20 protein-coding genes and 1 pseudogene are annotated in these 20285 nt (G+C 74.6%); 13 read left to right on the plus strand and 8 right to left on the minus strand.

The genetic code is table 11. The features are described 5' to 3' along the window. Window positions 1-204 precede the first annotated feature (204 nt). The 6 genes from ACZ52R_RS05515 (at window position 205) to ACZ52R_RS05540 (ending at window position 6370) form a co-directional block, all read left to right on the plus strand. On the plus strand, window positions 205-957 hold the full coding sequence (locus ACZ52R_RS05515) for a thioesterase II family protein (protein WP_465619596.1): 753 nt from the start codon (window positions 205-207) through the stop codon (window positions 955-957). 96 nt (window positions 958-1053) lie between these two features. After that, window positions 1054-2298: a styrene monooxygenase/indole monooxygenase family protein gene (locus tag ACZ52R_RS05520; protein WP_465660989.1), complete on the plus strand. Its 1245-nt coding sequence runs from the start codon at window positions 1054-1056 to the stop codon at window positions 2296-2298. Window positions 2299-2399: 101 nt separating this feature from the next. Beyond that, on the plus strand, window positions 2400-2855 hold the full coding sequence (locus ACZ52R_RS05525) for an archease (RefSeq protein ID WP_360491201.1): 456 nt from the start codon (window positions 2400-2402) through the stop codon (window positions 2853-2855). A 72-nt stretch (window positions 2856-2927) separates the two neighbouring features. Then, complete coding sequence (locus ACZ52R_RS05530) at window positions 2928-4364, plus strand: RtcB family protein (RefSeq protein WP_360491198.1); 1437 nt, start codon at window positions 2928-2930, stop codon at window positions 4362-4364. 159 nt (window positions 4365-4523) lie between these two features. Then, on the plus strand, window positions 4524-5537 hold the full coding sequence (locus ACZ52R_RS05535; RefSeq protein WP_465752807.1) for an ABC transporter ATP-binding protein: 1014 nt from the start codon (window positions 4524-4526) through the stop codon (window positions 5535-5537). Further along, the gene (locus tag ACZ52R_RS05540) at window positions 5534-6370 is read left to right on the plus strand and encodes an ABC transporter permease (protein ID WP_465660986.1); all 837 of its coding nucleotides are present in this window, start codon (window positions 5534-5536) and stop codon (window positions 6368-6370) included. The genes ACZ52R_RS05535 and ACZ52R_RS05540 overlap by 4 nt, the downstream gene beginning before the upstream one ends. Before the next feature lie 141 nt (window positions 6371-6511). Here ACZ52R_RS05540 and ACZ52R_RS05545 read toward each other — a convergent pair whose 3' ends face one another. Next, window positions 6512-7438: a LysR family transcriptional regulator gene (locus ACZ52R_RS05545; RefSeq protein ID WP_360491189.1), complete on the minus strand. Its 927-nt coding sequence runs from the start codon at window positions 7436-7438 to the stop codon at window positions 6512-6514. 174 nt (window positions 7439-7612) lie between these two features. Here ACZ52R_RS05545 and ACZ52R_RS05550 point away from each other — a divergent pair, with 174 nt between their 5' ends. After that, window positions 7613-8284: a type 1 glutamine amidotransferase domain-containing protein gene (locus ACZ52R_RS05550; RefSeq protein ID WP_465619585.1), complete on the plus strand. Its 672-nt coding sequence runs from the start codon at window positions 7613-7615 to the stop codon at window positions 8282-8284. Window positions 8285-8357: 73 nt separating this feature from the next. On the opposite strand, the pseudogene ACZ52R_RS05555 reads toward ACZ52R_RS05550, so the two are convergent. From ACZ52R_RS05555 to ACZ52R_RS05565, 3 genes and pseudogenes are all read right to left on the minus strand, one after another. Then, window positions 8358-8486: pseudogene (locus ACZ52R_RS05555) on the minus strand (hexameric tyrosine-coordinated heme protein); the annotation flags it as partial. Between the two features lie 58 nt (window positions 8487-8544). Then, window positions 8545-8730 carry a hypothetical protein gene (locus ACZ52R_RS05560; RefSeq protein WP_465660984.1) on the minus strand — a complete coding sequence of 62 codons (186 nt, stop codon included), beginning with the start codon at window positions 8728-8730 and terminating at the stop codon, window positions 8545-8547. A gap of 92 nt (window positions 8731-8822) precedes the next feature. After that, a complete protein-coding gene (locus ACZ52R_RS05565) occupies window positions 8823-10328 on the minus strand; it encodes a carboxylesterase/lipase family protein (protein WP_465660982.1) in 1506 nt (501 codons plus the stop codon). Between the two features lie 140 nt (window positions 10329-10468). Between ACZ52R_RS05565 and ACZ52R_RS05570 the strand changes: the two genes are divergently transcribed. From ACZ52R_RS05570 to ACZ52R_RS05595, 6 genes are all read left to right on the plus strand, one after another. Beyond that, complete coding sequence (locus ACZ52R_RS05570; protein WP_465619581.1) at window positions 10469-11065, plus strand: TetR/AcrR family transcriptional regulator; 597 nt, start codon at window positions 10469-10471, stop codon at window positions 11063-11065. A gap of 198 nt (window positions 11066-11263) precedes the next feature. Next, on the plus strand, window positions 11264-12310 hold the full coding sequence (locus ACZ52R_RS05575; RefSeq protein WP_465660981.1) for a TIGR03617 family F420-dependent LLM class oxidoreductase: 1047 nt from the start codon (window positions 11264-11266) through the stop codon (window positions 12308-12310). Window positions 12311-12630: 320 nt separating this feature from the next. Continuing rightward, window positions 12631-13053: a hypothetical protein gene (locus ACZ52R_RS05580; protein ID WP_465752809.1), complete on the plus strand. Its 423-nt coding sequence runs from the start codon at window positions 12631-12633 to the stop codon at window positions 13051-13053. Continuing rightward, window positions 13050-14948, plus strand: a complete 1899-nt coding sequence (locus tag ACZ52R_RS05585; RefSeq protein WP_465660977.1) for a GMC family oxidoreductase — start codon at window positions 13050-13052, stop codon at window positions 14946-14948. The genes ACZ52R_RS05580 and ACZ52R_RS05585 overlap by 4 nt, the downstream gene beginning before the upstream one ends. Then, window positions 14945-15787, plus strand: coding sequence for a hypothetical protein (locus ACZ52R_RS05590; RefSeq protein WP_465619573.1), 843 nt, complete (start codon window positions 14945-14947; stop codon window positions 15785-15787). The genes ACZ52R_RS05585 and ACZ52R_RS05590 overlap by 4 nt, the downstream gene beginning before the upstream one ends. Before the next feature lie 103 nt (window positions 15788-15890). Beyond that, entirely contained in the window at window positions 15891-16355 is a 465-nt protein-coding gene (locus ACZ52R_RS05595; protein ID WP_465619571.1) for a hypothetical protein, read from the plus strand. Here the strand turns inward: ACZ52R_RS05595 and ACZ52R_RS05600 are convergent. From ACZ52R_RS05600 to ACZ52R_RS05615, 4 genes are all read right to left on the minus strand, one after another. Further along, entirely contained in the window at window positions 16321-17385 is a 1065-nt protein-coding gene (locus ACZ52R_RS05600) for a bile acid:sodium symporter family protein (protein ID WP_465619569.1), read from the minus strand. The genes ACZ52R_RS05595 and ACZ52R_RS05600 overlap by 35 nt on opposite strands. A gap of 101 nt (window positions 17386-17486) precedes the next feature. Further along, window positions 17487-17801: a hypothetical protein gene (locus ACZ52R_RS05605; RefSeq protein WP_465619567.1), complete on the minus strand. Its 315-nt coding sequence runs from the start codon at window positions 17799-17801 to the stop codon at window positions 17487-17489. Then, window positions 17798-18667, minus strand: coding sequence for an isocitrate lyase/PEP mutase family protein (locus ACZ52R_RS05610; RefSeq protein ID WP_465619670.1), 870 nt, complete (start codon window positions 18665-18667; stop codon window positions 17798-17800). Before ACZ52R_RS05610 ends, ACZ52R_RS05605 begins: the two co-directional genes overlap by 4 nt. A 725-nt stretch (window positions 18668-19392) precedes the next feature. Further along, window positions 19393-20259 (minus strand): class I SAM-dependent methyltransferase, encoded by an 867-nt coding sequence (locus tag ACZ52R_RS05615; protein ID WP_465752811.1) that lies wholly within the window; start codon window positions 20257-20259, stop codon window positions 19393-19395. Window positions 20260-20285 lie beyond the last annotated feature (26 nt).

Consider the following 20285-nt stretch of genomic DNA (forward strand, 5'->3'; position numbering starts at 1 on the left):
ACTCGGCGGGCCGAAGGTCGGGGGCCCGCGCTCAGCGGTCGGCGCGGCGTTCGGCCTCGGCATGACCGGAGACTCCGCGGGTGTCCCAAGTCCCGGGCGGTGGCGGCGGACCGGCGCGCGTGATCACCACAACACCCCGTGGCCACCCCCGCGCTGCCAGACTGGGACCAGCACAGTCCGTCACGGAGAGAGGCCACACCCCGCATGCCCAGCAGCGCTGCCGTCGACAACCCGTGGTTCCGCCGGTTCAACCCGTCCGACTCCGCGCCGGACCGGGTCGTGATCTTCCCGCACGCCGGCGGCTCGGCCAGCTACTACCTGGAGTACGCCAACACGCTGGCGCCGCACGCCGATGTGCTCGCCGTCCAGTACCCGGGCCGGCAGAACCGCTTCCTGGAACCGCCGATCAGCTCCGTCGGAGAGCTCGCCGAGCAGCTGTACCGCGAGCTGCGGGACTGGACGGACCGGCCGCTCACCTTCTTCGGCCACAGCATGGGCGCGGCCGTCGCCTTCGAGACCGCCCGGCGCTTCGAGCGCGACGGCGTGAAGGGCCCCGAGCGGCTGTTCGTCTCGGCCGGCCGCGCGCCCTCGCTGCCCCGGGACAGTGAGATGCACAAGCTGCCGGACGACGAGCTGCTCGCCAAGATCGTCGAACTCGGCGGCACGGACGAGCGGATCCTCGAGCTCCCCGCACTGCAGGAACTGATCCTGCCCGCCCTGCGGGCCGACTACACCGCCATCGAGACGTACCGCTGCGCCCCGGACGCGACGGTGTCGGTGCCGATCACCGGCCTGGTCGGGGAGACGGACCCGAACGCCACGGTGGAGCAGGTCGGCCAGTGGGACCGGCACACCACCGGCGGCTTCGACCTGCGGGTCTTCCCGGGCGGGCACTTCTACCTGGCCGACCGGACCGCCGAGGTCGTGGAACTGCTCACCGCCCGCCTGCGCGGCTGAGCCCGCCCGGCCCGCCCTCCGCACTGGTGACCGAGCCCGTCCGCTCGGCTACTGTGCCTGCTTGACGAGTCGTCAGCAAACCACCGGGAGGCCGAGTTGCGCCGGATCGCCGTCGTCGGAGCGGGCCAGGCCGGCCTGCAGTTCGCGCTCGGGCTGGTGGCGGACGGGTACGAGGTGACGCTGGTCGCCGAGCGCACCCCGGAGCAGGTCCGCGGCGGGCGGGTGCTGTCCACCCAGGCGATGTTCGGCCCGGCGCTGCGGCTCGAGGCGGCGGCCGGACTGGACCTCTGGGCGGACCGGGCGCCGGCCGTCTCCTCGGTCGAGGCGGTGCTGGCGGCGCCGCCCGCCGTCCGGGCACTGGAGTTCACCATGACGCTCGACGAGCCCGCCCAGTCGGTGGACCAGCGGCTCAAGCTGGCCGGCTGGCTGGAGCTGCTGGCCGAGCGCGGAGCCCGGGTCGAGTACCGCGCGCTGGACCGGGACGGGCTGCGCGAACTGGCCCGGCAGCACGAGCTGACGGTGGTCGCGGCCGGTCGCGGCGAACTCGCCGGGCTCTTCGGCCGCGACGCCGCCCGCTCGCCCTTCGACCGGCCGCAGCGGGCGCTGTCCTGCCTGTACGCGCACGGCGTCGGCGCGCCCGACCCGGCCGCCGGGCCCAACGCGCGGATGCACGCCCTGCCCGGCCTCGGCGAGCTGTACCTCCAGCCGGCGCTCACCCTCTCCGGCCCCTGCGCGATCCTGCTGTGGGAGGCGCTGCCCGGCGGTCCGCTGGACGCGTTCGGCGACAGCCCCGAGCCGGACGTCCAACTGGCTCGGATCCGCACCCTGTTGGGCGAGTACCTGCCCTGGGAGGCGGAACTCTGGTCGGAGGCCGAGCCGACCGACGCCGGGGCCGGGCTCTTCGGCGCGGTCACCCCGACGGTCCGGCACGCGGTGGCGGAGCTGGGCTCGGGCGTGGACGCCGTCCACGTGCTGGGCCTCGGCGACGCGGTGGTGGTGAACGACCCGATCACCGGCCAGGGCGCCAACAGCGCCGCCCGCGCGGCGGAGGCCTACCGGCGGGCCGTCGTCGAGCACGGCAACGCCCCGTTCACGGCCGACTGGATGTGCCGCACCGCCGAGCGGTTCTGGCAGCAACACGCCCGCCACACGGTCGAGTTCACCGCCGCGATGCTGACCATGCCGGACCACCTGCAAGGTGTGTTCGCGGCTGCCGCCGAGCACGAGGAGGTCGCCCGCCGCCTCGCCAACACCTACGTCGAGCCGAGCGACCACGCCGCCTGGCTGGCCACCCCCGAGCTTGCCGCCGCGTACCTCGCCTCGCTGGGACGTACGCGGTAGGACTCTCCCGGCGGCCGGCCCGGGACGGCCGCACTTGCCCCCGGGCCGCTCGCGGGACGACGCTGGAGTGAGGACGGCAACGGGTTCGGGAGGCGTCACTCGTGGACGGACACGAGCCCGCGGGCCCGTCCGACAGCGGTCACCGGAGCGTGCCGCACACGGCGGACCTGCGGGTGGAGGCCTGGGCGCCGACGGCCGAGGGCTGCATCGGCGAGCTGGTGCGCGCCGTCGTGGACAGTTTCGCCGAGCTGAGCGGCGCGCGGATCGTCGGCGAGCGCGGCTGCACCGTCCTCGGGGTGAGCGACGCGGACCTGCTCGTGGGCGTCCTGGAGGAGGTCATCTACCGGATGGACGCCGACGGCGAGCTGCCTGTCGCGCTGGCGATCGGCCGTATCCAGGGGCTGGACGGCGCCCGGACCGTGGCGATCCGCTTCCGGATGGCCGAGGCGGCCACCGCCGCGCTGGTCGGCGCCGTGCCGAAGGCCGTCTCGCTGCACGACCTGGACCTGCGCGCCGGGCCGGGCGGCTGGACCTGCCAGGTCACCGTGGACGTCTGAGCGCCGATGAGTGCCGATGAGCGCCGAAACGCGGGAACACGGGAAAGTGGGGGCACAGGAGCGCGGGAGCGGGTGAGCGAGGTGGAGATCGCACTGACCGCGGCGGGCCGCCACCGCTGGCGGATCGAGCCGCGCCCGCCGATGCGGGTGCCCGGCGTGGTGTTCGCGTCCGACGCGCTGCTGCCGCAGGCCGCCGGCGACAAGGCACTGGAGCAGGTGGCGAACGTGGCGACGCTGCCCGGGATCGTCCGCGCCTCCTACGCGATGCCCGACGTGCACTGGGGCTACGGCTTCCCGATCGGCGGGGTCGCCGCCACCGACGTCGACGAGGGCGGGGTGGTGTCCCCCGGCGGGGTGGGCTTCGACATCTCCTGCGGGGTCCGGCTGCTGGCCGCCGGCGTCGACCGCGACGAACTCGACCACGAGCGGATCCGCCGCCTCATGGACCTGCTGGACCGCACCGTCCCGCGCGGCCTCGGCCGGGGCGGCCTGTGGCAGCTGTCCGGACCGGAGGAACTGGACGAACTCCTGCTCGGCGGCGCCCGCTACGCCGTCGAGCACGGCCACGGCGTGCCCCGCGACCTGGAACGTTGCGAGGACTACGGGGTCCTCGACGGCGCGGCCCCCGGCGAGGTGAGCACCCGCGCCGTGCAACGGGGGCTGCAACAGGTCGGCAGCCTCGGCTCGGCCAACCACTTCCTGGAAGTACAGGCCGTCGACCGGGTGCACGACCCGGCCACGGCGGCCGCCTTCGGACTGCGGCCCGGCCAGGTCTGCGTCATGATCCACTGCGGCTCGCGCGGCCTCGGCCACCAGATCTGCACCGACCACGTGCGCGCCATGGACCGCGAACTGCACCGCTACAAGATCGACCTCCCGGACCGCCAACTGGCCTGCACCCCGGTCGACTCGCCCCGCGGCCGCGCCTACCTGGGCGCGATGACCGCCGCCGCCAACTACGGCCGGGCCAACCGGCAGCTGCTCTCCGAGGCGGCCCGCCGCGCCTTCGCCACCGCGCTCGGCATCGGCCTGGAGCTGGTCTACGACGTCTCGCACAACCTCGCCAAACTGGAGACCCACGAGGTGGACGGCGTACCCCGGAAGCTCTGCGTCCACCGCAAGGGCGCCACCCGCGCACTGCCGCCCGGCGACCCCGACCTGCCCGCCGACCTCGCCGCGGCCGGGCAGCCGGTCCTGGTGCCGGGCACCATGGGCACCGCCTCGTACGTCATGGTCGGCCTGCCCGACAACGAGGCCTTCCGCTCCGCCTGCCACGGCGCCGGGCGGCTGCTCAGCCGGCACCAGGCGCTGCGCACGGTGCGCGGCGAGCAGCTGAAGAGCGACCTGGAGGCGCGCGGCATCGCGGTGCGGCCCGCCTCGTGGCGGGCCCTGGCGGAGGAGACACCCGAGGCGTACAAGGACGTCGACGCGGTGGCCGCCGTCACCGAGGCCGCCGGGCTGGCCCGGCAGGTCGCCCGCCTGGTGCCGCTGGGCGTGTGCAAGGGGTGAGCCGCCCGCCCGCCCGCCCGCACGCACGGCGCGAGCCGTTACCCGCCCGCACGGCGCGAGCGGGTAACCGTCCCGGCCGCGTCTCTCGACTACTCCGGCCGGGCGCGCTTTGATGTCGGACGCATCCGTCGCCAGAGCAGGAGCGAGCAGGAGGTGGCCATGCCGCAGAACGGGGACACCCACGGACCGGACGACGGCACCGGCCCGGTGATCGAACTGCGCTCGCTCACCAAGCGGTACGGCAGCACGGTCGGCATCGAGGGGCTGGACGTGTCGGTCACGGCCGGCGAGGTGTTCGGACTGCTCGGCCCCAACGGCGCCGGAAAGACCACCACCCTGCGCTGCCTGGTCGGACTGCTCGGCCCCACCGACGGGCAGGTGCGGGTGCTCGGCCTCGACCCGGTGGCCGACCACCGCCGGCTCGCCCCCTCGATCGGCTACCTGCCCGGCGAACTGCGGCTCTACCCCGAGCTCACCGGGCAGCAGACCCTCGACCTGCTCGCCGCCCTCCAGGGCGCCCCCGTACCGCGCCGGCGCGAGCTGTGCGAGCGGCTGAAGCTCTCCCGCGCCGACCTGGCGCGCCCGGTCGGGGAGTACTCGCGCGGCATGAAGCAGAAGCTCGGCCTCGTCCAGTCGTTCCAGCACCGGCCGCCCGTGGTGGTGCTGGACGAGCCGAGCGAGGGGCTGGACCCGCTGCTCCAGGAGACCTTCTACGAACTGCTCGCCGAGGAGGCCGCCGCCGGGCGGACCGTCCTGCTCTCCAGCCACGTGCTGCCCGAGGTGCAGCGCACCTGCGGCCGGGTCGCCATCGTGCGCCACGGCCGGCTGGTGACCGTTCGCTCGGTGGCCGAACTGCGCCAGGCCCGGGCCCGCCGGGTCCGGCTGGTCTTCGCCGACGAGCGGGGCGCCCGGCCACTGGGCGCCGCCGAGCGGTGGTCCCCGCGCTGGGACGGCCGGCGGGTCGAGCTGCTGGTGCCGCCGGACGAGGTGGTCCCGGCCGTGCGCACCCTGCTGGCCGAACTTCCGGTCACCGACCTGACCGTGGAGGAGGCGGGCCTGGACGAGGCCTTCCTCGACCTCTACCGCTCGGACGAGGACCGCCGCTTGCCCGACGACCGCCGACCGGAAGCCGAGGACCACGACCACCGGCCGGAAGCCGAGGAGAAGCCGTGAACCCGGGCACCGTCAGCCGCCGCCTCCCCCTGGTCTGGCTCGCCCTGCACCGGCGGCGCCGGATGCTGCTCTCGCTGCTGCTCGGCATGGTCGTCTTCGAGACCCTGATCGTGGTGATCGCCGGGACCGTCCCGCCCGGCGATCTGTTCGGAGCCGCCCGCCGCAATCCGCCCGGCGCGTTCCGGGCCTTCAGCGGCTCCAACGGCGACATCTCCATCGCCAGCTACCCCGGCCTCCTCGGCGCCGGGCTCACCCACCCGTTCTGGATCGCCCTCCAGCTCACCGTGATCGGCTCGCTCGGCGCCGCCGCCGTCGCGGCCGACGTCGAGTCCGGCACCATCGAGCTGCTGATGACCCGCCCGGTCTCCCGGCGCCAGCTGCTCGCCGAACGGGCCGGCGCCCTGGTCGCCGCCTCGGTACTGCTCAACGCCGCCGCCACACTGACCGTCGCGCTCGGGGTCGCGTTCTCCCCGAAGCTGCGCGACGCCGTCCCGGAGAGTGCGGTGCTCACCGCCGGACTGCTCGGCTGCGCCCTCGCGTTCTGCCTGACCGGCCCGGTGCTGGCGGTGTCCGCGCTCAGCCGGCGGCGGGCGTACGTGATCGGCGCGGCCGTCGTCTTCGGCGCGGTCGGTTTCGCGCTCAACTTCGTCGCGCTGGCCTGGTCCCCGGCCAGGCCGCTGCGCTACCTCAGCCCGTTCCACTACTACGCCCCGGGCGACGTGCTCGGCCACGGCGGTGTGCCGTGGGCGGCGCTGGGGGTGCTCACCGGCGTCGGCCTGCTCGGTCTGCTGGCGGCGTTCCGCTTGCTGGAACGGCGAGATCTCGCGATCTAGTACCGGTCCGGCACCGGTCCGGCACCCGGCTCGGCCCGGACGACCACGCGGCGCAACGAGGATCCGCGCGGCGCAACGAGGATCCGCGCGGCCTTCGACCGGACCCGCGCCTCGCCGACCCGCGCGACGCTCCGTAGGGCCTCAGCCCCAGGCGCGGGCCACGGCCAACAGGTGATCGCGGACCAGGGCGACGTGCGGGTTGGCCGAGCCGGCCGGGCGCCGGACCAGGTAGGCCGTGTTGATCGGCGGATCGGCCGGCTCGTGCAGCAACCGCAGCGCCCCGGAGGCGAGTTCGGCCCGGCACAGGTAGCCGGGCAGCACGCTCCAGCCCGCGCCCGCCGTCACCGCCGCGAGCACCGCCCGCAGGTCCGGCACGGTGAGCGCCGCCCGGGCGTGCAGCCGCCGGTCGAAGACGTGGCGCCAGTAGCGGCGGGCGATCGGCAGGTCCTCGGCGTAGCTGAGCAGCGGCACCTCGGCCAGGGCCTCGGGCAGCTCCCGGCCGGCCGGCTCCCGGGTGGCCAGCCGCTCGGCCCACACGGGGGCGGCGACCAGGACGAACTCCTCGTCGGCCAGCGGCTCGGCGAGCAGCGTCCGGCCGCGCGGGCGCCGGGTGGCGACCACCAGGTCGTGCCGCCCGGCCCGCAGTTCCTCCAGCAGCGGGTCGGTCAGCCCACTGGTGACCCGCAGCTGGACGCCCTCGGCGACCAGTGGCGCCAGCTTCGCCAGCAGGACGGTGCCGAGGAACTCCGCCGGCCCGGCCAGGTGGACCGGCTCCGGCACGCCGCCGCCGCGCCCGTCGGCGAGGCCCGCCAGCTGGTCCAGCGGCACCGCGAGGCGGGCCGCGAGGTCGTCGGCGTACGGCAGCGGGCTGACCCCGCGTGCCCGGCGCTCGAAGAGCTCCCGGCCGAGCCGCTGCTCCAGCGCGCGGATCTGCGCGGTCACCGTGGACTGGGAGAGGCCCAGCAGGTGCGCGGCCGCCGTGAAGGAGCCCGCGCGGTGCACGGCGAGGAAGGTCCGCAGTTGGTTGAGGTCCAGCGGGCCGGAACCCGGCAGCAGCCGATCGCTCATGCCGCGAGCCTACGGGATTCCGATGGCTGGGCCGCCCGTGCGAGACATCGGGATTCCGATGCCTCGCATCGCGTGGCCCATTGGTTCCTGTGGGCTCGCCGGGTCTAGCGTCGACGGTGTGAGCGCCGCGACGGGATCGTCGCGGCAGGGACCGCACCACTGGAGGCACCCACCATGGCCGACATCCTGTTCGTCCTGACCGGCTCGGACGTCTGGACGCTGAAGGACGGCACCAAGCACCCGACCGGCTTCTGGGCGGAGGAGGCCGTCGTCCCGTACCAGGCTCTCACCGCCGCCGGCCACCGGGTCACCGTCGCCACTCCGGGCGGCGTCGTCCCGGTCGCCGACCGGGCCAGCCTGACCGACCCGGCGATCGCCGAGGCGCTGGAGGCGATCGACGAGTTCCGTCGGCCGCTGGTACTGGCCGAGGTCGACCCGGCCGACTACGACGCCGTGTTCTACCCCGGCGGCCACGGCCCGATGGAGGACCTGGCGGTCGACGCCGACTCCGGCCGGCTGCTCACCAAGGCGCTGACCTCCGGCCGTCCGCTCGGCGTGGTCTGCCACGGCCCGGCCGCCCTGCTCGCTGCCCGCACCGAGGACGGCGGCTCGCCGTTCGCCGGGTACCGGCTGACCGGCTTCACAAACGACGAGGAGACCCAGGCCGGCCTGGCGGACCGGGCGCCCTGGCTGCTCCAGGACCGGCTGGTCGCACTCGGCGCGGACTTCGAGGAGGGCGCGCCCTGGGCGCCGCACTCGGTGGTCGACCGCAACCTGGTGACCGGTCAGAACCCGGCCTCCTCGGCCCTGGTGGCCGCCGAGCTGCTCAAGCTGCTGCAGGCGTAGCGGCGGCGTCCGCCCCGGAGCGGGCCTGCTTCCGCCCCGGCGGCTGCGGGTCCGGCCGCCGGGGACGGCCAGGTCAGCGCCAGTAGTCGTTGGCGGCCGCGATGGTGGCGAACTCGATGGCGACCACGTGGGCCACGGCGACGAGCGAGTCGGGGTCCTCGGCGTATTCGGGGCGCAGTCGCTTGCGGACCTCGTCGTCGGGCTGGGTCGCCCTGTGGACGACCGGGGTCCATTCCGTGGCCTCCTCCCAGCGCGGGGCGTCAGCCGGTGCCGGTGCCGGTGCCGGTGCCGGTGCCGGGTGTCGGGGGCCTCTCTGCGCTCCCTGGGGCTTGCTCGCGGGCTCGGACGGCGACGCGCCTCTCGTCGTACAGGTGCACGGTCCGCACGGGCGGTTCCACCGGCCCGGTGCCGCGCAGCAGGGCGACGTCGGTCCTCGCCGCTGTCACCGTCAACGCCGTCCACGCCGTCCACGCCGTCCACGCCGCTGTCACCGCCCTCGCCGAGCGGATCGGGCCCGGCGTGGGCGGCGCCCCCTGCGTCAGTGGAGGTCGTAGGCGGTGAGGGGGTGCCCGGCCCAGATCTCGCGGGCGGCCTGCTCGGGGTAGCGGACGGTCTCCGAGCGGGCGTCGAGGACCCGGGTGAGCTGCGCGTCCGGATCGAAGGAGGGCCACCCCGGGTCGCCGGTGGTGGCGAACCGGATCCAGGCCCGCTGCAGCTCCTGTGAGACCCGCACGACCTCCGGGGAGGGCGGGTCGCCGAGGAACTGCCGACCCGTCGGGCTGCCCAGGGTGCCGAAGGCGAGCGGGACGTCCAGCCCGTGGCAGGCGCCGAGCGCGCCGCCCATCGCGGGGGCGGGGAGGGCCAGTTCGAAGAGGTACGAGGTGCCGCCGGCCGTGGCGTTGGCCTCGGCGAGCTGGAGGGACGGCATCCGGAAGAGGGCGTCGGAGCTGACCGCCTCGAGCAGGTCCGAAGCGGTGGCTCCCGGGTACGCGGCGCGGTAGTCGTCCGGGCCGGACGGTGCCGGGGCGAACAGCTCCAGCGCGAGGCGGGCCTCCTCGTCAGTGAAGGTGCCGTGCCGGCCGCTGAGGACGCTGAACAGGCGGAACTCGTCGCGGGTGTGACCGATGAGTAGGTCGATGCCCTCGGCCCGGCCGGTGGCCAGGACGGACCAGGGCGCGCCGGGCAGGACCTCGCCGTCGACGACCGGGAGGGTGGCGATGCCGCTCTGCGCGAGCCGCCCCCAGCGCGCGAGGTGCTGGGGGAGCGCCGCGCCGAGGTCGGTGACCGTCGCGGCCAGGCGCCAGGGGTCGACCTCGGCCAGGGCGGCGGCCGTGGGGGCGGTGCCGACCAGCTTCGCGAGTTCGGCGGTGACTTCGGCGGCCAGGGCCGGCGTGCAGAGGGTGCCCGGGACGGTGTGGGCGACGGCCCGCCGGAACAGGCCGCGCGCCTCGCCCATGGTCAGCAGCGCGGCGATCGAACCGGCGCCCGCGGACTGGCCGGCGACGGTCACCCGGTCCGGGTCGCCGCCGAACCGGGCGATGTTGCGTCGCACCCACTCCAGGGCCGCGATCTGGTCGAGGAAGCCACGGTTGGCCGGGGCGCCCTCCAGCAGCGCGAAACCCTCCGCGCCCACCCGGTAGTTGACGCCCACCACGACCAGGCCGGCCAGGTCGAGCCCGGCCCGGGCGAGCTCGACCGGGTCGTAGAGCGGGTCGCCGGAGGTCCCCGACATGTACCCGCCGCCGTGGATCCAGACCAGCACCGGCAGCCCCGCCCGGCCGGGATCCGGGGTGCAGACGTTGAGGGTGAGCCAGTCGGTGCCCTCGGACGGCTCCGCCTGCAGCGGACCGGACTGCGGGACGACGGGGCCGAACTCGAAGGCCTCGCGGACGCCGTCCCAGCGCTTGGGCGCGGCGGGAGCGGCGAAACGGAGCGGTCCGACCGGCGGCTGGGCGTAGGGGATGCCGCGGAAGACCGCGAACCCCCGGTCCGGGAAGCCGCGGACGGTTCCCTCGGTGGTGTGGGCGACGGGCCGCGTGAGCATGTGGGCTCCTCCCTCGGATGCCTCCAGCGTTATAGGTCAGGTGTATTATGTCAAGCGTATGGGAACGTTCCGCGGGAATGCCGGACCAGGAAGCCGCGCGGGAACGCGAGCGGGAACGGGATTCGGAGGTGTGGCAGGGCATGCCCAGACAGGTGGACCACCAGGAGCGCCGGGAGGCCATCGCCCGGGCACTGTGGCGGGTGGTGGAGCGGCGCGGCGCCACCCACCTGACGATGCGCGAGGTCGCCCAGGAAGCGGGCATGTCGCTGGGGCAGCTCCAGCACTACTTCACCTCCCGCTCGGCGATGCTCGCCTTCGCCATGGACTTCGCCGGCGAGCAGAGCGCACTGCGCGTCGGCCGAGCGCTGGCGGAGCTCGGCGACCGGCCGCACCCGCGCGCGGTGCTGCGGGCGATGCTGGTCGAGATGCTTCCGCTGCACGCCGACGCGCGGGCGACCAGCCGGATGGGCGCCGCCTACGTCCTGGAGGCGCTGCACGACGAAGAGGTGCACGCGCGGGCGCGGGGCGGGCTGCTGCAGGGGCGGGCCATGGTGGAGCAGGTGGTCCGGCAGGCGGTCGCGGACGGGCGGATCGCGGCCGACCGCGACCCGGTGGTGGAGACCGACCTACTGCTGGCGCTGACCGGGTTCGCCACCCTGCTGGAGCTGAACGTGGTCGAGCCGGCCGCCGTGCTCACCGCCGTGGACCGGCACCTGGACCGGCTGTTCGCGGCGTAGCGCGGGGGCGGGGCCGTCGAAGGGAGCCAGGCGAGGACGGGCCGGGCCGGTGCGGGGTCGCATCGGTGCGGGGTCGCGTCGGTGCGGGTCGATGGTGGGCCGGGCCGGGCCGGGTCGGGTCGAGGGCGGGCCGGGTCGGTGCCGAGGGCGTGGCAGGCTACCCGGGTAGCACCGCAGCCCCCGACCAGGAGCACCGCCATGGACCGACCCGCCGCCTTCCGCCTCGACGCCACCGCCTCCGGCCACCCGGCGGGCATCCTGGACGCCGCCGAACGCGCCGAACGCCGGGGCATGGACCGGCTGGTGGTCGCCGAGACCGCGTACGACCCGTTCCTCCAGCTCGCCCGCGCCGCCGACCGGACCACGTCGATCGAACTGGCCACCGGCATCGCGGTGGCCTTCGCCCGCACCCCGATGACGTTGGCCTACCAGGCCTGGGGGCTGCACGCGGCCTCCGGCGGACGGGCCGTCATCGGGCTGGGCTCGCAGGTCAAGCCGCACATCGAGAAGCGCTTCGGGATGCCCTGGGACCGTCCGGCCGCCCGGATGCGCGAGTACGTGCACGCCGTGCGAGCGATCTGGGACAGCTGGCAGACCGGTGAACGGCTGCGCTTCCGGGGCGAGTTCTACACCCACACGGTGATGACCCCGGTGTTCTCGCCCGACCCCGTCCCGGCCGGGGTGCCGAGGATCCTGCTCGCGGGCGTCGGGCCGCTGATGACCCGCACCGCCGGGGCGGTGGCCGACGGGTTCCTGAGCCACCCGTTCTCCTCCACCGCCTACCTGGCCGAGCAGGTGCTGCCCGGGCTGGCCGAGGAGCGGGCGCGGGCCGAGCGGGAGGGGGCCGCGTGGACGGCACGGCCGTTCGAGATCGTCGGCAACGTGCTCACCGCCGCCGGGCGCACCGAGCAGGAACTGACGGCCAATCGGGCCGCGACGCGTGAGCGGCTCGCCTTCTACGCCTCCACCCCGGCCTACCGCCCGGTGCTGGCGCAGCACGGCTGGGAGGGGCTGCAGGAGGAGCTGCACACCCACTCGGTGCGCGGACGCTGGGCGGAGATGGCCGCGCTGATCGACGACCGGGTGCTCGACACCTTCGCCGTGTCCGGGTCGGTCGAGGAGGTCGCCCGGGAGATCCGCCGCCGGTACGCGGGCCTGGTCACCAGAGTGTCCGTCAGCCTGCCCGAGGACGCCGACCCGGAGCTGGGCCTGGACGTGCTGGACGCGGTGCGCACCCTGGACTGACCGCCCTGGACTGACTGCCGAGGACTGATCGCTGAGGACTGACCGCCGATGACGATCGCCGACCTTCGATGATCGAAAGCTGGCGTCATATGGGCGAACTGGGTGGGTGGCCGGTCGGCAGGTGATCAAGTCCGGGCAGATTCGGGCAACGGGTTTCCGGTGGTGAGTGCCGGCGGCAGGATCGCGGTGGCAGTTCCGGCCGTGCAGTGAGGCATGGGCGCTCCGGACCTGTCATGTCTTGGCCATCCGACTGGCCATTCGTTTCCCGGCCACCGGTTCCGTGGCCGTCCGCTGTCGATCGTGGGGGTGCCCGCGTGTCCGTGTCCGACGATCGTCCGGCCGACTTCGACCTGGCGCAGCACTGGGACCCCGTCGAGGCCGACGAGGCCGACGAGCTGGCCGACCCGGAGGAATTCCTGCGCGTCTGCGCCGAGCTGACCGGCTTCGACGTACCCGAGCTGCGCGCCACCGGCATGGCCGAGGAGCACCACCGCACCGTGCTGGCCCACCGGGTCCGCGACGAGCACGCCCTCGTCCACCTCTGGTACGTCGGTGCCTGGCCCGGCGAGGCACCCAGCTCCGCCCGTGCCCACGACCAGGGCCTGGTCTGGCGGACCTTCCGGGCCACCCCGCCCGGTGCTGCTGCGCCCGGGCACGGCAGCTGGGCCGGGGCACCCCGGAGCGGGGCGCCCCGGGCCGAGGCGCTCCTGGTCGAGGCACCCCGACGAGGCGAGGCCCGATGACCGCGCGCTGGGACGCCGTCGTCGTCGGCGCGGGCTTCGCCGGAACCCTGGTCGCCCACCACCTCGGCGCGCAGGGCTGGCGGGTGCTCGTCCTGGAGGCCGGCCGGGCCGCGCCCACCGGCGCCGAGGTCTCCGCCGCCCACCGCGCGGCCGGCGGTGGACCGCCCACCTCGCCCTACCCGCACAACCCCGAGGCGCCGTCCCCCGATGTCACCGACCTCACCGGTCTGCCCGACGGCGGCTTCACCGCCACCGGCCACCTGCGCCAGCACGGGCCGCTGCCGTACGCCAGCGGCTACCTGCGCGCCAATGGCGGCACCGGCCTGCTGTGGACCGGGCTCACCCCGCGCATGCACCCCGAGGACTTCCGCACCGGCGACCTCGGCCACGGCCGCAACTGGCCGATCGGCTACCACGACCTGGAGCCCCACTACCGCGCCGCCGAGCACGAACTCGGCGTCGCCGCCGACGCCGAGGCGCAGCGCAACGCCGTCGGACTGCCCATCCCGGACGACTACGCCTTCCCGATGCGCGCCATCCCCGCCAGCTTCCTCGACCGGCAGCTGGCCGACGTGCTCGACGGCCGGACCGTCCGCGACCCCGCGATGCCCGGTCCCGCCCGGCTCGCCGTCACCGCCACCCCGCACGCCCGCAACGGGGTGCCGACCGACGTGGTACCGGCCAGCGGGGTACCGACCCGCCCGGGCTCCGGTGACGGACCGCTCTGCGCGGGCAGCGCCGGCTGCGTCCCGGCCTGCCCGACCGGGGCCAAGTACACCCCGCTGCGCACCCAGGCCCGCTGGGCGGCCGGAGTGGAGCTACGCACCGAGGCGGTGGTCAGCCGGGTGCTCGCCGACCCGGAGAGCGGGCGGGCCGGGGGAGTCGAGTACCTGTCCGGCGGCACGGCCCACCGGGTGGAGGCGGACCTGGTGGTCCTCGCCGCACACGCGATCGAGAACGCCCGGCTGCTGCTCCTCTCCGGCCTGGCCAACCGCAGCGACCAGGTCGGCCGGAACCTCATGGATCACCCGGCCCTGCTCACCTGGGGCCTGATGCCCCGCCCGGTCGGCCCCTACCGGGGACCCGGTTCGACCAGTGGCCTGGAGGCCTTCCGCTTCGGCCCGGGCCGTGACCGCCGGGCACCGTTCCGGATCGAGATCGGCAATTGGGGCTGGTCCTGGGCCGGCGGTGCGCCCGAGGCCGAGGCGGCCGCGCTGATCGCCGGCGGCCCGCACGGCAGGGGACTGCGCGGCAAGGAGCTGCGCGAGCGCCTCGGCGACCGGCTCGGCCGCCAGTTCTCGCTCCAGTTCGAGCTGGAACAGCCCGCCGACCCGGCCAACCGGGTCACCCTCGACCCGGCGCGGCGCGACCCGCTCGGCCTCCCCGCACCGGCCGTCCGCTACGACCTCTCCGATTACGTCCGCGAGGGCATGGCCTCCGCCCGGGCCGTCTCCGACCAGCTCTTCGCCCTGCTCGGCGCCGAGGACCACACCACCTACCCGGCGGGCGCCTGGCCGGGCCGGCTGGAACACCGGGGAGCCGTCCACGGCTACCGGGGCGCGGGCCACGCCGGCGGCACCCACATCATGGGCGACTCGCCCGCCACCTCCGTCGTCGACCACTGGCAGCGCTGCTGGGACCACCCCAACCTGTACGCCGTCGGCTGCGGCTCGATGCCCTCGCTCGGCACCTCCAACCCCTCGCTCACCATGGCCGCGCTCGCGCTGCGCAGCGCCGAGCGGATGCACCGGGACCTGCTGGAGCTGCACCGCCCGGCGGTGGTGGCACCCCCGCCGGCCGTCACGCCCCCGCCCGCCGTCACACCCCCGACTGTGGTCACGTCCTCGGCCAACGCCCGTACCCCCGAACCTCCTTCGCCCTCGGAGCCCTCATGACCGGCCTGCCGCTGCCGCCCGTACCGGAGCCCTACCACCTGCCCTTCCACTACGGCGCGCTGCACAACATCGGCGTCGACTACCTGGTCGATCGCGAACGGGCGCGCGAACTGCTCGGCAAGCGCCACCCCGGGCTGAACGCCGCCGCCTTCGACGGCGGGGCGTGCGTGTCGCTCAACTACCAGCTCTACTTCGCCCAGTACCCGAACGGCGGCGGTATCACCCAGGAGCTGGAGATCAACCTGGTCGCCCACCCGGTGTTCGCCGAAGACCGGATCCCGGCCGTCAACTACGGCCAGTACGCCCGGGGTTACGACCAGACCAAGCTGCTCGGCATCGCCCGCCTGCACGTGCTCTGCGACAACCCGCTGGCCATCGACGCCGGACGCCGGCTCTACGCCGAGCCCAAGCACCCGGGCTGGTTCGAGACCACGCTGCCCTCCCTCAACGCGCCCGCCGTGCGCGAACGCTGGTCCGTCTCCTGCCGCCGCGCCACCCTCGGGCCTGACGGTCTGGACCGCCACGACGAGGAACTCCTCGCCCTGGACGTCAACCTGGTCGGTCTCACCGCCGAACCGGTCAACAACACCCCGATCACCGGCTACGGCACCGACGACGAGGGCAAGCTGCTCGCCGGTCCGCTCAACGTCTACCAGCCCTACCGCTACTACGCGCTGGACGACCGCACCGCCGACCGCGTCCGGCTCGACCTCGGCAACCCCGCCGAGGAGTCCGCCCGCGACCTCGCCCACCTGATCGCCGACGCCCCGGCCGCCGGGGTCTGGACCTACCAGTCCCCGCCGGTCGCCGCCCACAACCGCGCCTACTACGTCCGATGACGACCGACCACGTCACCATGGCCATGGTCATGGTGACGTGGTCGGCCCGGCGTCTCGGCCGGGAGCCTGAGGGCCGGTCGGCCTGTTAGGGTCGCGCCTCGACATGGACGACACCCATCAGCAGGACGACGTCGAGGCGCTGCGCCGGCTGCACGACGGCGGGGACTACCGCCGACTGGCCGAACGGACCTCGAACCCGGACGTGCTGCGCCAAGTGGCCAGGGGCGAGTACCCGTTCGTCTGGCATGCGATCGCCCGGAACGCCGCCGCGCCAGCCGACCTGTTGGCCGCGCTCGCCCTCCGACGGCACAGCACCTGGAACGACAACCACCTGCTGCTGTTGCTCGCCGTCCACCCCGCCCTCACCGGTGCGGCCCTGGACGGGCTGGTCGACCTGGTGGCCGAACGGCTGAGGGAGGGCGACCGCCCGTACGCGGCGGTGCTGGAGCTGACCCGACGGCCGGAGCTGCCGGCCGAGCGGCTGCGCCGACTGGGACACCTGCCCGGGGCCTCGACCCGGCTGCGCCGGGGGATCACCCGGGCGCTGGCGGCGCGCCCGGACCGGTGAGCGCGGCCGGCGCCTGCCCGTTGAGTGGAGCTGTGGCGGCAGTGGTGGCAGTGGCAGTGGCAGTGGCTACGGCGGGGGCCCGGGACCAGTGCCCGGCGAGGACCGTGCCGACGACCAACTGGAGCTGGTGGTAAAGCATCAGCGGCAGCACCAGTACCCCCGCCTCCGGCCCGAACAGGACGGTGGCCATCGGCAGCCCGTTGGCCAGGCTCTTCTGCGAACCGCATAGCACCGCCGCGATACGGGCCGCCCGGTCGAGCCCCAGCAGTCGCGCCCCGAGCCCGGTGGCGGCCAGGGCGGCGGCGAGCAGGGCGAGGAGCACCGCGAGGAGCCCGAACAGGGCGGCGGGAGTGGCCAGGCTCCAGATGCCCCGGGCCACCGCCGCGCTGAACGCCGTGTAGACCACGAGCAGGATCGAACCGCGATCCACCGGGGTCAGCCCCCGTTTGTGGCGGGCCAGGAAGCCGCCGATCCACGGCCGCAGCACCTGCCCCAGCAGGAACGGTGCGAGCAGTTGCAGCCCGATCCGCAGCAGCCCGTCAGCGGACAGCTCGGCGTGTGAACCCAGCAGGCAGGCCGCCAGCAGCGGGGTGAGGACCAGCCCCGCGAGGCCGGAGTAGGTGCCCGCGCAGATCGCCGCCGGGACATTGCCCCCGGCGCTGCCGGTGAGCGCCACCGAGGACTGCACCGTCGAGGGCACCAGGCAGAGGAACAGCACCCCGGTCTGCAACTGCCCGGTCAGCGGCACCGGCGTGAGCAGCGTGGTGGCCAGCCCGAGCAGGGGAAAGAGGCCGAAGGTGGCGGCCAGCACCAGCCCGTGCAGCCGTAGGTGCCGCAGCCCGGCCAGCGTCTCGCGCGTGGAGAGACGGGCGCCGTAGAGGAAGAACAGCAGCACCACCGCGAGGTCGCAGGCCGCCTCGGCGACCCGCGCCGACCCGCCCGAGGCCGGGAAGAGCGCAGCCAGGCCGACCGTCCCGGCCAGCGCCGCCAGGTACGGATCGAGCCACCGAGGCCGCAGCCGACGTGGCACCGCCCGACGTGGCACCGGCCGACGCGCCCGAAGCCCGTTCCTCCGTCCCCCGGGCGGTCGTTCCTGCCGTCCCTGCCGCTTCGAGTCGGCCGGACGGTCGCTCACGGGCCGCCTCCCGCCACTGGGCGGAGCGCGGGCCCGGCCGACGAACCCGGCCCCAGGACACCGCCCACCAGCGAGCCCGCGCCGTCGTGGTCGCTGCCCGCCGAGCCGCTGCCGTTCTGGACATTGGCCGTCCGGTCGATCTCGAGCCAGGAGTCCGCGTGGGAGTTGTCCACGACCGTGATCAGACTGCCGGCGGCCGCGGGTGCGACCCCGCCCGCGAGCACAGCGCACGCCCCGGCCAGCCCCAGCGCGCCGGCCCGCAGGACGGCAGCCGCCGAGGGCGGGGCGGGCCCGCGAGGCCCGGCCCTCACGCCGTCACCGCCGTCAGCCCCCGGGAGCGGGAGATGTTCCGCTCCAGCAGCTCGGTGGACTCCCGCACGCCGATCTGCCGGCTCTCCTCGGCTGCGGCGGGCAGTCGCCCATCGGCGACCTTCAGCCCGGCCAGCGCCTCCTCCATCGCCCGGTGCGCGGCGAACAGACAGGGCGTGCTGTAGATGGCCACGTCCACCCCCAGCTCCGTCAGCTCCGAGAGCGAGAGCCGGGGGGACTTGCCGCCGCCGATCTGGTTGAACAGCAGCGGCTTGTCGCCGACCACCGCGCGGATCCGGCGGATCCACGCCTCGCTGCGCACGCCGTCGACGAGCACCACGTCGGCGTCCGTGGCGGCGAGCGCCCGGGCACGGCGCAGGATGTCGTCCTCCTCGGTGGCGTCGGTGCGGGCGACCACCACGAGGTCCGTCCGGTTGGCGAGGACGAGCTCCAGCTTCGCCAGGTACTCCTCCAGCGGGAGGACCTGCTTGCCGTCCGCGTGACCGCAGCGGCGCGGCCGCTTCTGGTCCTCCAGGATCACGCCCGAGGCGCCGATGCGTTCAAGCCGGCGCACGACATGGCAGGCCACCTCGGGATCGACGTACCCGTCGTCGATGTCCACCAGCAGGTGGTGCAGGGGGAACGCGCCGCGCAGCCGCTCGACGAAGGCGACCATGTCCGGCCAGGCGATGAAACCGATATCGGGCAGCCCGTAGTAGGAGGCCGCGAAGCCGAAGCCGGAGACGAACATGCCGTTGTAGTGCTCGGCCGCGATGGAGGCCGAGTACATGTCGTAGACGCCGATCAGGGGCGTGGTGCCGGGGCCCGCGATCTCCTCGCGGAGCCGCTGCCCGGGGGCGTCCGCCATCGTGATTCCGTGGAACAAGGCCTTCTCCTCACCTGGGATGACTTTGCCTAGACTTGGTGTTCAATAGACCAAACTGAGGTGTCATCACTATGCGCCCTTTAATGTTCCGTGGGCAAATCTTTAAAGGAGATTCCCCCGTTGGAGTGAAGGCCTTTTGAAAATACGTCAGTCGTAAAAGAAGCTCATCGGCCCAACCCTCCGCCCAGCCCTCCGCCCACCCACTCATCCGTCACCACGGGACCCGTTCGAGCGGCAGCAGGGCGCCCGCACGCTGCAGGCCGGATTGGACGTGCGCTCCTCGGCCGCTACGGGCGCGCGGCCGGGCCGGCGCCGACCGGTGTCGGCGTCGGGCTGATGGGCCCCGGCGATGGGCGCGGCGGTGTTCGCGGCGCTGCCGCCGGAGCGGGCGGGCCTGGCCGTCGGGGTCGTGGCGACGTTCCGTCAGCTGGGGCAGGCCCTGGGGGTCGCGGCGTTCGGCGTGCTGTTCCGGCAGGGCGGCGCCGCGCCGTTCGAGGGCCTGAACCTCCTCCTGGTGGCCGCCGCGGCGGCCGGGATCCTCGGCTCGGTCCTCGCCTACGTGTTCGTGCCGGCGTCGGCGTCGGCGGCACCGGTGTGGCAGCCGACGCCGACGGCGGAGCGGGCGCCGACCCCGGCCCGCCCCCACTGGGCGGCGGACGTGGCGGACGGGACAGCAGGAGTGAAACGGATGGCCGGCCCGTCGGGGCTCAGGCGCGCGGCGGCGGCACGGCACGCCGCTCGCGCAGCGTCCGGAGCATCCGGCGGGTCGCCTTGGTGGCGACGGGGGGCAGCAGCTCCAGTGCCAGTCGGCGCGAGGCGGAGCGCTGGACGGGGGCCTTGACCCGGTAGTTGAGGCGCGGCACGCGTGCCCCGGCGATGGTGTCCTCGTCCACCGTGTAGCCCTCGGCCCGCCAGTCCCGCTCCAGGAGGACCTGCCGGGCGGCCGCGGCGTCGCCCCAGGTGCCGTAGAACTTCATCGGGGTGAGCAGCACCGGCTGCAGTCCGCCGGTGAAGACCGCCTCCCAGACCGCGGCCGAGACGCCCGGGGTGTGCTCGGAGCGGTAGTCGTCCAGGGCGATCAGGCCGTCCCGGGTGAGCGCGGCCCGCGCCACGGTGATGTCCCCGGCGACGTGTTCGTACAGGTGGGAGGCGTCGACGTGGACGAACCGGCAGCTGCCCGCCGGGATCCGGCCGTCGGCCAGCGCCGAGGTGGGCGCCTGCACGATCTCGGGCAGCTCGTGGTGGAAGGCCAGGTAGTTGGACTCGAAGGCGCTGCGGGTCAGTGTCTTGCGGTAGGACATGGCCATCTCGGCGGCGTTGTCGTCGTCGCCCGCCTCGGAGTCGAACAGGTCGCAGACCGTCAGCCGTTCGCCCGGCCGCAGGTGGTCGCCGAGCAGGACGGCGCTGCGGCCCAGGTAGCTGCCGAGTTCCAGGATGTCGCCGGTGACGCCGGCGGCGCTCTGGGCGGACAGCAGATGGCTGAAAGCAGCCCGATCGAGACTGAAGAACCAGCCGGGGATGTCGTCGCGCTGCAGCGGCACGGGACGGGCGGTTGCGGTCTCGGCAGTGGGCACGGCGGCCTCCAGGGGGACGGCGGGGC

Source organism: Kitasatospora sp. NPDC034023, assembly GCF_055575795.1.

Coding starts and splice junctions, on each gene's coding strand:
- ACZ52R_RS05515 (WP_465619596.1), top strand. CDS start 205: ATGCCCAGCAGCGCTGCCGTCGACAACCCGTGGTTCCGCCGGTTCAAC.
- ACZ52R_RS05535 (WP_465752807.1), top strand. CDS start 4,524: ATGCCGCAGAACGGGGACACCCACGGACCGGACGACGGCACCGGCCCG.
- ACZ52R_RS05545 (WP_360491189.1), bottom strand. CDS start 7,438: ATGAGCGATCGGCTGCTGCCGGGTTCCGGCCCGCTGGACCTCAACCAA.
- ACZ52R_RS05550 (WP_465619585.1), top strand. CDS start 7,613: ATGGCCGACATCCTGTTCGTCCTGACCGGCTCGGACGTCTGGACGCTG.
- ACZ52R_RS05565 (WP_465660982.1), bottom strand. CDS start 10,328: ATGCTCACGCGGCCCGTCGCCCACACCACCGAGGGAACCGTCCGCGGC.
- ACZ52R_RS05570 (WP_465619581.1), top strand. CDS start 10,469: ATGCCCAGACAGGTGGACCACCAGGAGCGCCGGGAGGCCATCGCCCGG.
- ACZ52R_RS05575 (WP_465660981.1), top strand. CDS start 11,264: ATGGACCGACCCGCCGCCTTCCGCCTCGACGCCACCGCCTCCGGCCAC.
- ACZ52R_RS05585 (WP_465660977.1), top strand. CDS start 13,050: ATGACCGCGCGCTGGGACGCCGTCGTCGTCGGCGCGGGCTTCGCCGGA.
- ACZ52R_RS05590 (WP_465619573.1), top strand. CDS start 14,945: ATGACCGGCCTGCCGCTGCCGCCCGTACCGGAGCCCTACCACCTGCCC.
- ACZ52R_RS05595 (WP_465619571.1), top strand. CDS start 15,891: ATGGACGACACCCATCAGCAGGACGACGTCGAGGCGCTGCGCCGGCTG.
- ACZ52R_RS05610 (WP_465619670.1), bottom strand. CDS start 18,667: ATGGCGGACGCCCCCGGGCAGCGGCTCCGCGAGGAGATCGCGGGCCCC.